Here is a 14,017-nt window from a genome sequence, read left to right as displayed (position 1 = left end):
ACATCACCGGGTCGGGCGCCCGCCCTCACCCCTCGATCTGGGGCCGCTGCTTGCGCTTCTTGCGTCGCACGTCGACCCCGCCCCAGAACGCGAAACCGGTGATGCGCACGACCGGCGCCCCGGGCGGCCCCTCGCCGGCGCCGCCTCGGTCGAAGCCGCCCATGATGCCGACGCCGTCCACGCGCACGGTGATGTCCTCCGGCACGGTGATCGAGACCCCGCCCATGATCGCCGTGCACCGGATGGTCGTCTCCGGCCCGGTGAACCGCGCGTACCGCAGGTCGATCTCCCCGCCGCCCCAGAAGGCGAACGCGGTCATGCTGGTCGGAACCACCCAGTCGCCCTTGTACCGGAAGCCGGACATCACGGCTATCGCGTGCCGGGAGGCGGGGGTACCGACCACGCCGGCGCCCGCGCCCGCCGCCGCAGACGCCTCGGGCACCGGGGGCTGCGCGGGCACGGGCAGGTCCCTGGTGAACGGCACCAGCTCGCCGTAGGTCTTCGTCGCGTACAGCGCGGCCAGCCGTTCGTCCAGCTCGCCCATGGTCAGGCGGCCCTCGGCCGTCGCGTTGCGCAGCACCGCCGCGACCCGCTCCCGGTCCGCGTCCGAGGCGCGTTGCCGCAGGTGGTCATCGACTGGTTCGGGCAGCTCGGTCACGCCGGCGAGCCTATTGCGGTGGCCACCGCGCCGGTAGCTCGATGACGGCGCCCGCTCAGGACGGTTCGCGCCCGCGCAGCCGCCGGGTCAGCGCCGCCGCCGCGGTCCGCACCTGGGCGGCCACGGCGGGCCACTGGTCGGGCTCCCGGGACGGGCGCGGGAAGGTCACGCCGATGGCCGCGACCGGCCGGCCGCCGTGGTCGAACGCGGCGGCCGCCACCGAGGCGAACCCCTCGGTCACGCACTCGTCCTCGTCCGACCAGCCCCGGCGGCGGTCCTCGGCCAGCAGCCGGCGCAGCTGGGCCAGCGAGCGCGGGCCCCGGCCGGTGCGGTCCACGAACGCCGCCGGCGACGGGAACAGCGCGCGCACCTGTGCCCTGGGCAGGTAGGCGAGGATCGCGCGCCCGGACGCGGTGAGCGCGCCGGGCAGCCGCACCCCGACGTCGCTGATCAGCGGCACCGGGCGGCGCGGCTGCTCCTTGAGCAGGTACAGGATGTCCGGCCCGTGCAGCACCCCGAGCTGGGCGGTCTCGCCGACCGCGTCGACCAGCCGCGCCAGCAGCGGGCGGGCCAGCCGCTCCAGCGGGCGGTGCCGCAGGTACGCCGAGCCGATCTCGAACGCGGCGACGTCCAGCGCCCACCGGCGTTCCTCCGCGAGGTGCGCGACGAAACCCTGCTCGGCCATGGCCGCGAGCAGGTGATACGTCGTCGAGCGGGGCAACCCGACCTCGCGCGCGATCACGGCCGCGGGCACCGGCCCCGGCTGGGCGGCCAGCATCCGCAGCACCGTCAACGCCCGCGTCGCGCTGGGCACCTGTTCGCTCGGTCGCACCCGCCAAGTGTCCCCCAAGTGTCTCCCAAGTGTCTCGGATACGAGCCAGGTTCGCCGCTCGCGCAGTTCACAGGGGCGTGTGACGGCACGCACTCTCTTGTGCGGGAGGCCGTCATGACTCACACAGCGCCCGCCACCGACGCCGGCGGACACCTGCGCAGGCTCGACCGGATCGACGTCTGGTCGCTGCCCCGGTTGTTCGTCGTGGTGATCGGCATCGGCACCGCGTTCACCTACTACGACATCTTCGACATCAACGTCTCGTTCATCCAGACCTGCCTGGACATCGTGGCGGGCTGCGCGCCGGAGACGGCCGTGCACTGGCTCGGCACCCCGGTGCTGGCCAACCTGGTGGGCTACGCGGTCGGCGCGGTGGTGCTCAGCCGGCTGGCCGACCGCTTCGGCCGGCGAGACATGTTGATGTTCACCATGCTGCTCACCGGCCTCGGTTCGCTGTACAACGCGCTGGCCGGCGACTACACCCACTTCGTGCTGGCCCGGGCGATCACCGGGCTGGGCGTCGGCGCGGACATCGCGATCGTGAACGTCTACATCAGCGAGGTGGCGCCCCGGGCCGCCCGCGCCAGGTTCACCACCCTGGTGCTGGTGCTCTCCGCCATCGGGGCGGCCGGCGCGACCTGGCTGGGCCTGGTGCTCACCACCCCCGCCGCGCCGTGGCCGCAGGGCCTGCCGTTCGCCGCCGCGAGCGCCGACAACCCGGGAGCATGGCGGTGGATGTACGCCGTCGGCGCGCTGTTGGCGCTGGTCGCGCTGCTGCTGCGGCTCAAGCTCCCGGAGTCGCCACGATGGCTGCTGGCGCGCGGCAAGCTGGCCAGGGCGGACGCCGTGATCGTCGACATGGAGCGCCGGGCGCGCTCGCGCGGCTGGACGCCACCTCGCGAGCCGACCCCGGCCCCCGCGCCCTCGGTGCCCGAGCCGGCCGGGCGAGGCTCGCTGCTCGACCTGTTCACCAGCCGCCGCTACCTGGGCAGGTGCCTGCTCATCACGGCGATCTGGGTGCTGGCGTACACCACCGTGTACGGCTTCGGCGCCGGGCTGACCTCGATCCTGTCCGCGGTCCGGTACACCCCGTCCGAGGCCGGGATGATCGTCGCCATCGGCACGTTCGGCTACCTGGCCGCCGAGGTCGTCGGCTACTTCGTGGTCGAGGCGCTGGAACGCAAGCACTGGCTGCCGGTGGGCACCGCGATCGTGATCGTGGGCGCGGTCCTGGTCGGCGCGAGCGGCGGCAGCATGCCGGTGGCGTTCCTGGGCTCGGTGCTGATCTTCTTCGGCTACAACCTGTGGTTCGCGCCGACCTACGCGCTGACCGCGGAGAGCTTCCCGACCCGGATGCGCGCCGGCGCGTTCGGCATCACCGATGGGATCGGGCACGTCGGCGGCGGGATCGGGGTGTTCCTGATCGCGCAGAACGTGGAGCGGCTGCACGCCCCGGCCGCGCTGGCGATCATCTGCGGGTTCCTGGTCGCGGCGGCGGCGCTGGCCCAGCTGACCGTGCGCACCCGCAACCGCCGGCTCGAGGACGTGTCCCCGTGACCGGCCGCACCGCGCTGGTCGTGGTGGACATGCAGAACGGCTTCTGCCACCCGGACGGCTCCTGGGCGCGCGCCGGCTACGACGTGACCCCGCTGGCCGCCGTGATCGAACCCTGCCGGCGGTTGGTCGGCCTCGCCCGGCGGGCCGGCGTGCCGGTGCTGCACACCCGGCACGTGCACGTCGGCGACTTCCCGATCGTCGCGCACCTGTTCCCCGAGCTGGTCGCGAGCGGCTACCTCGCGCCGGGCTCATGGGACGCCGACGGCGTCGACGAGCTGCGCCCGGCCCCTGGCGACCCGGTGATCACCAAGACCAGGTTCAGCGCGTTCTGGGACACCCCGCTGCGGGCGCTGCTGCACGAGCGCGGGCTCGACACTGTGGTGCTCTGTGGCGTCCTGACCGGCACCTGCGTCGACTCCACCGTCCGCGACGCCGCGTACGCGAACCTGAACGCGCACGTCGTCGCGGACGCCACCGCGGACATGGACACGGCCACCCACGAGCACGCGCTCAAGGTCATCGGCACCGCGTTCGGCTGGGTCACCACCCTGGACGCGGTGGGCGAACAGTGGCGGTAACCAACGAGAGGACCTCATCCGTGCACCCGGAGATCTGGATGCTCAGCTTCACCTCCGCGCGCGAGCTGCCCCGGCTGGCCCGCCAGGCCGAGGACCACGGCTGGGACGGCCTGCTGGTGGCCGACAGCCAGAACCTCACCGGCGACCCGTACGCGGTGCTGACCATGGCCGCCACCGTGACCGACACCCTCGGGCTGGGCACCGGCGTCACCAACCCGGTCACCCGGCACCCGGCGGTCACCGCCGCCGCGATCGCGACGGTTCAGCAGTACTCCGGCGGCCGGGCCGTGCTCGGCATCGGCCGGGGCGACTCCGCGCTGTCCCACCTCGGCCGCCGTCCGGCCGCCGTGCCCGACTTCGAGGCCCACCTGCGCCACCTGCAGCGCTACCTCGCCGGCCAGCCCGTCGACCTGGACGGCTACCCCAGCCGGATGTCGTGGATCACCGACACCGGGCTGCCCAAGGTCCCGGTCGACGTGGCGGCCACCGGCCCGAAGGCGATCGCCGCCGGCGCCCGCGTCGCCGACCGGCTGTCGTTCACCGTGGGCGCCGACCCCGACCGGGTGCGCTGGGCGATCGGGGTCGCCCGCCAGGCCCGCGCCGAGGCCGGCCTCGACCCCGACGCCATCTCGTTCGGCGCCTACGTGAACGCCGTGTGCCACCCCCGCCCGGAGACCGCGCACGACCTGGTCGCGGGCAGCCTCAGCGTGTTCGCGCGCTTCTCCGGCATGCAACGCGGCGGCACCCACGGCCTGGCCTCAACCGACCGCGCGGCGGTCAACGAGATCACCGACGCCTACGACGCGCACGGCCACGCCACGCTCGGCTCCGGCCGGGCCGCGCTGCGCGACCCCGCCTTCGTCGACCGCTTCGCCGTGATCGGCACCCCCGAACACTGCGTCCGCCGGCTCACCGCCCTGCTGGACACCGGCCTGACCCACCTGGTCATCGCCGGCCACTCCCGCGACGCCGACCCCGAACTGCTCGCCGAGGCCAGCAAGCTGTTCGCCGCCGAGGTGATCCCGGCCCTGCACGCCGCCGAACCCCCGCGCGGATGACAACTGTCATCCCCGGACGGTGACCGCTGTCGGGGTCACGGGCGGCCACCGCGCGCGACGCTTCACCTGTGACGATTTCAGGAGAAGCGATGACCAGGACCACGACGACCACAACCAAGACCGCCCGCCCCAGCTTTCGGACGATGGTGCGTCCGCTGGCCGCAGACGTCGGCATTCCGGTGGCCGTCTACTACGGCGCCCGCGCGCTGGGCCTCGGCGACTTCGTGGCGCTGACGGCCGGCACCGTCGCGTGTGTCGCGCGCATCGTCTGGGTCGCCCTGCGGCGCCGCAACCTGGACGTGTTCGCGGCGTTCCTGCTGGTGCTGTTCGCGGCCGGGCTCGGGCTGGCGTTCCTCACGGGCGATCAACGGTTCATGCTGGTCAAGGAGTCCATCGTCAACGGTGTGGCCGGGATCGTGTTCCTGGCGAGCTGCCTGACCCGAAGCCCGCTGTGCTACTACGCGGCGCAGCGGTTCGCCGGCCCGGACGCCGCCGCCGAGCTGCGCGCACGAACCGCCGCCGAGCCCGCCCTGCGCCGGCGCTGGTACGTGTTGTCCGCCGGCTGGGGCGGCGGGCTGCTCGCCGAGGCCGTGCTCCGGGTCCCGCTGGTCTACCTGCTGCCCGTCGACGTCGCCGTGGCCGCGTCCACCGCACTCATGGTCGCCACGTACGGCGTCCTGATCACGTGGACGATCCGAGGCCGCGCCGGCCGTCCGTAGGGTTGGCCCGGTGAGCAGCGCCGAGACCGGCAGGGACGACCCGGACGACTTCCGGGTCGATCCGCTGGAATGGCCGACGTTCGATCCGTCCGGGTACTGGGGTCGAGCCCGCCGGCGGGACCGGATCCTGGCGTCGCTGTTCGTGGTGTTCCTGCTGCCGGCCGTGACCGAGGCGGTGCGGGTGGGCAGCCCGGTCGCCTGGCTGGCGCCGCTGGCCGCCTGTTACGGCACGGCGTACCTGGCGGTGTGGTGGCTGGCGACACGCTGGCCGCCGGCCGGGCGGATCGCGCTGGTCGTCACGCTGTTCGTGCTGGGCATCGGCTACCTGGTGGTCGAGGGCAACACCTCCCCGGGCGTGCTCGGCTATGCGTTGAGCGGCTCGGTGATGTTGCTGCCGTTGGGCTGGGCGCAGTGGATCGGGATGGCGTGCATCGCGTTCTGTCCGCTCGCCTCCTGGCTGCACGCCGGCCGGCCGGACTGGTTGAGCACCGTGATGCTGGCGTTGATCGCGGTCATCACCCTGAGCCTGTCCCGAATCGTCCGGATCGCCGGCAAGCTGCAAGCGGCCCGTTCGGAGATCCGGGAGCTCGCGGTGGCCGGTGAGCGCGCCCGGCTGGCCCGCGACCTGCACGACGTGCTCGGCCACAGCCTCACGACGATCACGGTGAAGACCTCGCTGTCGCGGCGCCTGCTGGAGAGCGGCGCCCCCGCCGACCGGGTGCTCACGGAGATCAGGGACACCGAGGAGCTGTCCCGGCGGGCGCTGGCGGACATCCGCGCCACCGTGTCGGACCAGCGGCGGATGTCGCTGGCCGCCGAGCTGGTGTCCGCGCGTGCGGCGCTGCGGGCCGCCGGGATCGAGGCCGACCTGCCGCACGCCGTGGACGACGTGGCGCCCGGGTTGGAGGAGCCGCTCGCCTACGTCCTGCGCGAAGGGGTGACCAACGTGATCCGGCACAGCGGCGCGAGCCGGTGCACCGTGCGGCTGGCCGCGCACTGGCTGGAGGTGGTCGACGACGGCCCGCCGGGCGCCGAGCCGCCGGGAGCGCCGGGCAACGGGCTCGCGGGCCTGGCCGAGCGGATGGCCGCCGTGCACGGCACCGTCACCGCCGCGCCCTTGCCCGCCGGCGGGTACCGGCTGCGCGCGGAGGTGCCGCGATGAACGTGATCAAGGTGCTGGTGGCCGACGACCAGGCGCTGGTCCGGGGCGGTCTGGTCGCCGTGCTCAACCTGGAGCCGGACATCACCGTGGTCGCCGAGGCGGCCACCGGCGAGGATGCGCTGCGAGCCGCCGCCGACACCCGCCCGGACGTGGCCCTGCTCGACGTGCAGATGCCGGGCAAGGACGGGCTGGCCACCGCAGCCGAGCTGCGCGCCGCCCAACCCGGCTGCCGGATCATCATCTGCACCACGTTCGGCCGCCCCGGGTACTTCGCCAGGGCGATGGCCGCGGGGGCGAGCGGGTTCGTGCTCAAGGACGCCCCGCCCGAGCGCCTGGTCGACGCCATCCGGCGGGTGCACGGCGGGCTGCGCGCCGTCGACCCCGAACTGGCCGCCGAGTCGCTGGCCACCGGCGTCAACCCGCTCACCGACCGGGAACGCGAGGTGCTCACCCAGGCCCGCCTCGGCCACACCGCGGCCGAGATCGCCAAGGAGCTGCACCTCTCGCACGGCACCGTCCGCAACCACCTGTCCTCGGCCATCGGCAAGACCAACGCCACCGGCGGCGCCGACGCCGCCCGCATCGCCGAGAACAACGGCTGGCTCTAGGATTCTTGACTGACCGATACAAAAGAGATTACGGTCGCGCCATGGGCAGGCCCCGGGAGTTCGACGACACCGAGGCGGTGCGGGCCGCCATGGAGACGTTCTGGACCAGGGGCTACGAGGCCACCTCCACCGCCGAGCTGTGCGCCAGCACCGGGCTCGGCCGGGGCAGCCTCTACAACGCCTTCGGCGGCAAGCACCAGCTCTACCTGACCAGCCTGCGGAAGTACTCCGAGATCGGTTTCGGGGGGCAGCTGGCGACGCTGCGGCAACCGAAACCGGCACGGCAGCGGCTGCGCGAGCTGATGTTGTGGGTGATCGACACCGACCTCGACGACCCCACCCGGCGCGGCTGCATGGCCATCAACGCCGCGATCGACGCCGCCGGCCGCGACGAGGCGGTGGCCCGCGCCGCCAAGCGCCAGTTCGACAAGCTGGAGGGCGCGCTGCGCGAGGTGATCGAGGAGGGCCAGCGCGACGGCGAGTTCCGCACCGACCGGGATGCGCTGCGGCTGGCCCGCACCGTGCAGAGCGCCTACTACGGCCTGCGGGTGCTCACCAGGGTCAGCACCGACCGGACGGCGCTGCTCGACATCGTGGAGGGCACGCTGGCCGGCCTCGAGTGACGTCGTCGTGACCGCATTTTGTACAGATCAGTCGAAAAATTTGACGAGGGAGAGACGGCGCGCATGCCACTCGCCATCTACCTGCTCGGGCTCACCACGTTCGCGATGACCAGCAGCGAGTTCATGGTCGCCGGGATCCTTCCCGAGCTGGCCGGCGGGCTGGGCGTGTCGGTGCCCGCGATCGGCTACCTGGTCTCGGCGTTCGCGGCGGCCATGGTGATCGGCGGGCCGCTGCTCACCCTCGGGCTGCTGCGGGCGCGGCACAAGCCGGTGCTCCTGCTGCTCACCGGGGTGTTCCTGGTCGGCCAGACGCTGGGCGCCGTCGCGCCGGACTACGCGGTGATGCTCGCCAGCCGGGTGATCGCCGGAGTGGCCGAGTCGGCGTTCTTCGGCGTGGCGGTGGCGCTGGCCGCATCCCTGGTCGGGCCGGCGCTGCGCGGGCGGGCAGCGTCGCTCGTGTTCGGCGGGATCATGCTCGGCTCGGTGGTCGGGGTGCCGGCCACCATGGTGATCAGCCAGCACGTGGGCTGGCGGGGCGCGTTCTGGGCGGTGGCCGCGCTGACCGCGCTGGCGGGCGTCGCGATCCTGGCGTTCGTGCCGAGCGCGGCGCGGCCGGCCGATGTGGGGGTGACGGTGCGCGCCGAGCTGGCGGCGTTCCGCAACCCGCACCTGTGGGCGTCGTACGCCACCACGGCGCTGCTGATCGGCGCGGCGTTCTCGGCGTTCAGCTACCTCGCCGCGGTCTTCACCTGGGTCAGCGGCTTCGACGGCGCGGTGGCCCCGGCGCTCATGTTCGGCTACGGCGCCGCGACGGTGGTCGGGAACGCGGTGGTCGGGCGGTTCGCGGACCGGCACACCATGGCGGTGCTCACCGCGGGGCTGGTCGCGCTCACCGTGCTGTTGGTGGTCTTCGCGCTGTTCGCCCAGGTGCCGTGGGTGGCGGTGGCCGCGATGGTCGGCGTGGGGCTGTCCGGGGTGTCGCTACTGCCCGCGGTCTCGGCGCGCACCATGCGGGTGGGCAACGACCGGCCGCTGGTGGCCACCGTCGCGACGGCCACCGCCAACGTGGGCATCGTGGTCGGCCCGTCGCTGGGCGCGATCACCATCGGCGCCGGACTCGGCCTGACCTCGCCGCTCTGGGTCGGCGCCGCGCTCGCCGCGCTCGGCCTGCTCAGCCTGGCTCCGTACCTACGGGCTCCGGCTCCGGCCCGTACGCACCCGGCCCCCACTCCGGACCACGCCGCGCGCTGCCCCTGACCGGGCACACACCGTCCCCCCTCCCTCCCACATGATCATCAGGCCACCACGGTTGCTTACAAGGCGCTATAACAACCATGAGTGCCTGATGATCACGAAACCCGTCGACCGGACGCGTGGCGCGAGCTGTACGGCCGGGTGGCGCGGCGAGGCACCGGCGGCGGCCGGAGGTAGCGTGGCGGGATGGCCGAGGCCGGCGCGGGGATCGACGTCCGGGTCCGGCGGGTGTACGACCCTCGGGAGGACCGGGACGGTCACCGGGTGCTCGTCGACCGGCTCTGGCCGCGCGGGCTGACGAAGGAACGGGCACACTTGGACACCTGGCTCAAGGACGTTGCCCCCTCGTCCGAGCTGCGCACATGGTACGGCCATGACCCGGAGCGGTTCGCCGAGTTCGACCGGCGATACCGCGCCGAGCTGGAGCAGCCCGAGCGCGGCGACGGGCTGCGGCGACTGCGCGAGCTGGCACGAACCGGGCCGCTGACCCTGCTCACCGCGACCAAGCAACCCGAGCTGAGCCAGGCCGCCGTGCTCGCCGACATCCTGCGCGAGCGAACCACCTAGCCCACGCTCCGGCGACTTTTCGTCCTACGCTGGTAGAATCCTGGCCCGCTATATCGGATAGGGAAGGGCCACGCGTGCCGAAGATCATCGACTACGACCGGCGGCGCAGCGACATCGTCGACGTCACCTGGGACCTGATCACCCGCGGTGGCATGGAGGCCGCCACCATGCGCGGGATCGCGAGCGCGGCCGGCTTTGCCAACGGTGCCCTCAAGATCTACTTCACCAGCAAGGACGACATCATCCAGGCCACCTACGAGCGCGCGCTGGGCAAGGTGGCCAGGCACATCTCGCTGGACGAGCTGCGGGGCCTGGACGCGCTGCGCGAGATCTGCCACTCCGCGATGCCGATCGACGAGGAGCGCATCCAGGCCGGCAAGGTGCTGCTGACGTTCTGGCACGCGTCGCTGTCGAACCCCCGGCTGCACGAGAAGTACCTCGAACACCTGGAGCACTGGCGCGCCACCCTGTTCCGGTTCATCGCCGAGGGCCGCGAGGACGGCGACATCCTCACCGAGACCCCGGACGAGCTGCTCGTCGACCAGGTGGTGCTGCTCAACGCCGGGGCCACCGTGATGAACGTGGTCGGCGCCGAGCACTCCAGCGTGGAGCGTCAGCAACGGCTCGTGACGTCGTTCCTGGACGGCCTGACCCGCCCGTAACGCCCCGATCAGCCAGCCGTCGCCAACAACGCGCGCGGGCTGCCGGGCAACGCGAGCCTGCCGTCCACCGTCCAGCCCGCCCCGGCCAGCCAGCCGCGCACCTCGGACTCCGGGTACACCACGGTCCCGTCGATGACCAGGTACTCCGCCGCGTGCAGCGCGTCCAGCGGGCGCTGGCGCTCGTCGTCGTCCAGGAAGAAGTCGAGCAGCACCAGCCGCGCCCCCGGCGCCGAGGCCGCGCGCGCCCGCGCCAGTATCCCGGCGTTCTGCTCCTCGGAGAACCGGTGCACCACGTGGTTGGCCATCACCAGGTCGAACCCACCGCGCGGCGGCTCGGCCGTGTCGGTCACCGCACCGATCCCCGTGACACGCTGCCCGAACCCCGCCTCGGTGGCCTCCCGCACCACCCGGTCGACCGAGCCGGGGTCGAACACGAACGTGGTGCGCAACCGCTCGTTGCGCCGCATCGCCTCGATGCTGAACGCGCCGGACAGCCCGCCCAGGTCGAGCAGCTCCCGGTACGGGCCGAAGTCGAAGCCGTCGGCGAGCATGGCGGCGTGCAGCGCGTTGTAGGTCATCACGCCGGCCAGGAAGGTGTCCCGGCGCGAGCCACCCAGATCCAGGTGGCCAGGCTCCGAGCTGTCCACCGTCGCGTCGAACCCCACCCAGTGCGGGTAGCTGACCTCGTTGAGAAACGCCAGGAACGGCGCCAGGTCCAGCCGTGACCCCGACCCCACGAGGTACGTCGCGGCGGCCGGGCTCAGCCCGTAGCACCCCTCCGCCCGCACGAGCAACCCACGCGACGCCATCGCGTCGGCCAGGATGCGGGCCACCCGGGGCGTGACGCCGGTGCGTTCGGCCAGCTCCGCCGGACCGAGCGGTCGATCGGCCAGCGCGGCGAACAGCCCGATGCGGCTGGCCGCGAACAGCTGTTTGGCGGCCATGTAACCGACGGCGATGTCGACGATGCCATCGGGTGCCGGGGTGTTGGAAGAGGCCGTCACCGGTGCGCTCCTTCGGTTCGAGATTTGTTCCTACACGCGTAGACGCAACCATTGACGCCACCATCCCGGTCTGTCAACATGCGTAGATCCAACAGCTCGTGCCGCCGAATCTGGCCAGCTCGCGGGGGGCAAGCCGGCGAGTGACCAGGCCGAACACTCCTCGGGGCGGAAGGGACGCGCTTGTGCGGAACCCGATGTACGACGGCATTCCAGGGGTTCGCCGCGCGGTGGGCGCCGCGTGTTGAGCGTCGACGGCGTCACCGTGGAACGCGAGCGCCTCCCGGTGGTGCGGGACGTCTCGCTGTCCGTCGAGGCCGGCGCGATCACCGTGCTGCTCGGGGCGAACGGCGCCGGCAAGACGACGCTGCTGGAGGGGATCTCCGGGATCGTGGACCTGGCCGCCGGGACGATCAGCCTGGACGGGGCGCGGATCGACCGCAAGGAGCCGTTCCGGCGGGTGGCGGCGGGGCTGGCGCACGTCGAGGAGGGCCGCAGCGTCTTCCCCGAGCTGACCACCACGGAGAACCTCCTGGTCGCCTCGGGCGGGCGCGCGGTGGACGAGGTGTTCGAGATGTTTCCCGAGCTGGCCGAGCGCCGGCATGTCGCGGGCGGGCTGCTCTCGGGGGGTGAGCAGCAGATGCTGGTGCTCGGCCGCGCGCTGTTGTTGCGGCCCAAGGCGCTGATGGTCGACGAGCTGTCGCAGGGGCTCGCGCCGAGGGTGGTGGCGCGGCTGATGGCGGCGGTGCGGGAGCTGGCCGACGCCGGGATCGCGGTGCTGCTGGTCGAGCAGTTCGCCCGGCTGGCGCTGGAGCTCGGGCGGCGGGCGTACGTGCTGCGCGGCGGCGAGGTCGTCTACGACGGCGGGTGCGCCGAGCTGCGCGCGTCCGACGAGCTGTTGGAGAGCTTGTACCTGGGCGAGGTGGAGGCGGGCAATGGCGCGCGACGAGCCGGCTGAGCCCGAGCCGGCCCTGGCGTGGCGGCGGGTGGCGCGGGCGGTGGCCTTGCCGGCGGCGGTGACGGTCGTGGTGTTGCTGGTGGTGCCGGCCACCCTGGGCCACTACTGGATCTTCCTGCTCACCAGCGGGGTCGTCGCGATCCCGATCATGCAGAGCCTGGGCGTGATCACCGGCCGGGTGGGCGTGATCTCGCTGTGCCAGATGTCGTTCGCGATGATCGGCGCCTGGGTGGTCGGCTGGTGCAACGTCGCCGAGGTGCCCGGCGGGTTCGCTGCCTGGATGGTGCTGGCGGGGCTGGCCGCCGTGCCGGCCGGGCTGCTGATCGGGCTGCCGGCGCTGCGGCTGCGCGGGGTGAACCTGGCGATCGCCACGTTCACCTTCGCCACGGCGGTCGACGTGGTGTTCGGGCCGCTGCAGTACCCGGGCGCGGAGAACTTCAGCTTCGTGACCCGTCCGGCCGGGTTCACCAGCGACGGCGGCTACTTCAGGTTCGCGGTGATCGTGGTGGCGCTGCTGTTCGTGGCGCTGGCGCTGCTGGACCGCTCCCGGCTCGGGGCGTCCTGGCTGGAGCTGCGCTACTCCGAGCGGGGCGCCGCCGCGCACGGCACCAACGTGGCGCGCGGCAAGCTGGCGGCGTTCGCGGTCAGCGCGTTCATCGGCGGCGTCGGCGGCGCGCTGCTGGTCGGCCAGGCCGGGTCCACCACGCCGACCGCGTTCTCCTCGCAGATCTCGCTGACGTACTTCGCGATCGCCGTGGTGATCGGCGTCCGGCACTGGGACGCGGCGGTGATCGCCGGCCTGACCGGCGCGCTGATGCCGGTGCTGATGGACGCCGTGCACGTCCCGCAGGCGTACGTGAAGGTCCTGTTCGGCGTGCTCGCGGTGCTGGTCATCGCGGAGGGCAGGGGCCAGCTCGGGCAGAGCGAGATCATCCGCGCCCGCCGGCAGGCCAAGCTCGCCCGCCAACACACCACCGCTGCCCGACCGCCGGCCACCGTGACCCCCCGGACCCCCCGACCGGACGCCGCCGGGGACCACGACCGACCGACCGCGCTGGAGATCCGCGACCTGACCGTCCGCTTCGGCACCGTCACCGCCGTGGACGACGTGAGCTTCGCCGTGCCCAAGGGCTCGGTGGTCGGCCTGATCGGCCCGAACGGCGCCGGCAAGTCCACGCTGATCAACGCGGCCACCGGGTTCACGCCGTGCACCGGCTCGGTGTTCCTGGACGGCAAGCCGATCACCGGGCCGCCGCACCGCCGCGCCAGGGCCGGCCTGCGCCGCAGCTTCCAGCAGCTCCGGGTGCCGCCGACGCTCACCGCCGGCAGGTTCGTGTCCACCGCCGCCGGCCGTACCCCGCACGCCGACGAGCTGGCCGAGTACCTCGACTGGTTCGGGTGCCCACCCGCGCACCTGCCGATCGGGACGATGGACGTGGGCAGCCGGCGGATGCTGGAGGTCGCCGGCCTGGTCGCCGGCCGCCCGTCCATGCTGCTGCTCGACGAGCCCGCCGCCGGCCAGGGCGCGCGCGAACGGCGGCTGCTGGGCGGGCGGATCGCCCAGATCCCGGAGCGCACCGGCACCAGCGTGCTGCTGGTCGAGCACGACCTGGAGCTGGTCCGGCTGGCCTGCGAGTCCCTGATCGTCATCGACTTCGGACGGGTGATCGCGCACGGCGACCCGGAGTCCGTGCTCGCCGACCCCGAGGTCGTGCGGGCGTACCTGGGGTCCGCCGAGGCACCTTCCCCCGGGCGCACCCCGGTCGGCAACTGAGGAGGC

Annotated in this window: 15 protein-coding genes; 12 read left to right on the top strand and 3 right to left on the bottom strand. The window is 73.1% G+C overall.

Translation table 11 applies throughout. The annotated features are described in order from the left end of the window. Window positions 1–25: 25 nt before the first annotated feature. Both N912_RS0111815 and N912_RS0111810 read right to left on the bottom strand, forming a co-directional pair. Window positions 26–658, bottom strand: coding sequence for a DUF1707 SHOCT-like domain-containing protein (locus N912_RS0111815; protein WP_028922588.1), 633 nt, complete (start codon window positions 656–658; stop codon window positions 26–28). Window positions 659–713: 55 nt separating this feature from the next. After that, window positions 714–1,490 carry an IclR family transcriptional regulator gene (locus N912_RS0111810; RefSeq protein ID WP_211261216.1) on the bottom strand — a complete coding sequence of 259 codons (777 nt, stop codon included), beginning with the start codon at window positions 1,488–1,490 and terminating at the stop codon, window positions 714–716. Window positions 1,491–1,604: 114 nt separating this feature from the next. Here N912_RS0111810 and N912_RS0111805 point away from each other — a divergent pair, with 114 nt between their 5' ends. From N912_RS0111805 to N912_RS0111760, 10 genes are all read left to right on the top strand, one after another. After that, window positions 1,605–3,047 (top strand): MFS transporter, encoded by a 1,443-nt coding sequence (locus N912_RS0111805; RefSeq protein WP_028922586.1) that lies wholly within the window; start codon window positions 1,605–1,607, stop codon window positions 3,045–3,047. Beyond that, window positions 3,044–3,625: a cysteine hydrolase family protein gene (locus tag N912_RS0111800; protein ID WP_028922585.1), complete on the top strand. Its 582-nt coding sequence runs from the start codon at window positions 3,044–3,046 to the stop codon at window positions 3,623–3,625. Before N912_RS0111805 ends, N912_RS0111800 begins: the two co-directional genes overlap by 4 nt. A 20-nt stretch (window positions 3,626–3,645) precedes the next feature. Beyond that, window positions 3,646–4,683: an LLM class flavin-dependent oxidoreductase gene (locus N912_RS60195; protein WP_051580066.1), complete on the top strand. Its 1,038-nt coding sequence runs from the start codon at window positions 3,646–3,648 to the stop codon at window positions 4,681–4,683. A gap of 89 nt (window positions 4,684–4,772) precedes the next feature. After that, window positions 4,773–5,402: a VC0807 family protein gene (locus tag N912_RS0111790; RefSeq protein WP_028922584.1), complete on the top strand. Its 630-nt coding sequence runs from the start codon at window positions 4,773–4,775 to the stop codon at window positions 5,400–5,402. A 10-nt stretch (window positions 5,403–5,412) separates the two neighbouring features. Continuing rightward, entirely contained in the window at window positions 5,413–6,564 is a 1,152-nt protein-coding gene (locus N912_RS51280) for a sensor histidine kinase (RefSeq protein WP_037064742.1), read from the top strand. 2 nt (window positions 6,565–6,566) lie between these two features. Continuing rightward, a complete protein-coding gene (locus tag N912_RS0111780) occupies window positions 6,567–7,172 on the top strand; it encodes a response regulator transcription factor (protein ID WP_028922583.1) in 606 nt (201 codons plus the stop codon). A gap of 41 nt (window positions 7,173–7,213) precedes the next feature. After that, window positions 7,214–7,795 (top strand): TetR/AcrR family transcriptional regulator, encoded by a 582-nt coding sequence (locus tag N912_RS0111775; protein WP_028922582.1) that lies wholly within the window; start codon window positions 7,214–7,216, stop codon window positions 7,793–7,795. Between the two features lie 63 nt (window positions 7,796–7,858). Further along, window positions 7,859–9,052 (top strand): MFS transporter, encoded by a 1,194-nt coding sequence (locus tag N912_RS0111770; protein WP_028922581.1) that lies wholly within the window; start codon window positions 7,859–7,861, stop codon window positions 9,050–9,052. 183 nt (window positions 9,053–9,235) lie between these two features. Continuing rightward, a complete protein-coding gene (locus tag N912_RS0111765) occupies window positions 9,236–9,616 on the top strand; it encodes a DUF488 domain-containing protein (protein ID WP_028922580.1) in 381 nt (126 codons plus the stop codon). Between the two features lie 74 nt (window positions 9,617–9,690). Further along, window positions 9,691–10,278, top strand: a complete 588-nt coding sequence (locus tag N912_RS0111760) for a TetR/AcrR family transcriptional regulator (protein WP_028922579.1) — start codon at window positions 9,691–9,693, stop codon at window positions 10,276–10,278. 8 nt (window positions 10,279–10,286) lie between these two features. Here the strand turns inward: N912_RS0111760 and N912_RS0111755 are convergent, their stop codons facing one another. Continuing rightward, window positions 10,287–11,282, bottom strand: a complete 996-nt coding sequence (locus tag N912_RS0111755) for a methyltransferase family protein (protein ID WP_028922578.1) — start codon at window positions 11,280–11,282, stop codon at window positions 10,287–10,289. Window positions 11,283–11,520: 238 nt separating this feature from the next. On the opposite strand from N912_RS0111755, the gene N912_RS0111750 reads away from it, so the two are divergent. Together N912_RS0111750 and N912_RS0111745 are read left to right on the top strand one after the other, a co-directional pair. Continuing rightward, the gene (locus N912_RS0111750) at window positions 11,521–12,237 is read left to right on the top strand and encodes an ABC transporter ATP-binding protein (RefSeq protein ID WP_028922577.1); all 717 of its coding nucleotides are present in this window, start codon (window positions 11,521–11,523) and stop codon (window positions 12,235–12,237) included. Next, window positions 12,215–14,011 (top strand): branched-chain amino acid ABC transporter ATP-binding protein/permease, encoded by a 1,797-nt coding sequence (locus N912_RS0111745; protein WP_051580065.1) that lies wholly within the window; start codon window positions 12,215–12,217, stop codon window positions 14,009–14,011. The genes N912_RS0111750 and N912_RS0111745 overlap by 23 nt, the downstream gene beginning before the upstream one ends. Window positions 14,012–14,017: the final 6 nt, after the last annotated feature.

It is taken from the genome of Actinospineispora acaciae DSM 45401 (genome assembly GCF_000620785.1).
Classification (GTDB): domain Bacteria; phylum Actinomycetota; class Actinomycetes; order Mycobacteriales; family Pseudonocardiaceae; genus Pseudonocardia; species Pseudonocardia acaciae.
This window is presented reverse-complemented; position numbering and strand designations above follow the sequence as displayed.

Bases quoted from the DNA above. Each gene is read 5' to 3' on its own strand.
- N912_RS0111805 (WP_028922586.1), top strand. From the start codon at position 1,605: ATGACTCACACAGCGCCCGCCACCGACGCCGGCGGACACCTGCGCAGG.
- N912_RS0111790 (WP_028922584.1), top strand. From the start codon at position 4,773: ATGACCAGGACCACGACGACCACAACCAAGACCGCCCGCCCCAGCTTT.
- N912_RS0111775 (WP_028922582.1), top strand. From the start codon at position 7,214: ATGGGCAGGCCCCGGGAGTTCGACGACACCGAGGCGGTGCGGGCCGCC.
- N912_RS0111770 (WP_028922581.1), top strand. From the start codon at position 7,859: ATGCCACTCGCCATCTACCTGCTCGGGCTCACCACGTTCGCGATGACC.
- N912_RS0111765 (WP_028922580.1), top strand. From the start codon at position 9,236: ATGGCCGAGGCCGGCGCGGGGATCGACGTCCGGGTCCGGCGGGTGTAC.
- N912_RS0111745 (WP_051580065.1), top strand. From the start codon at position 12,215: ATGGCGCGCGACGAGCCGGCTGAGCCCGAGCCGGCCCTGGCGTGGCGG.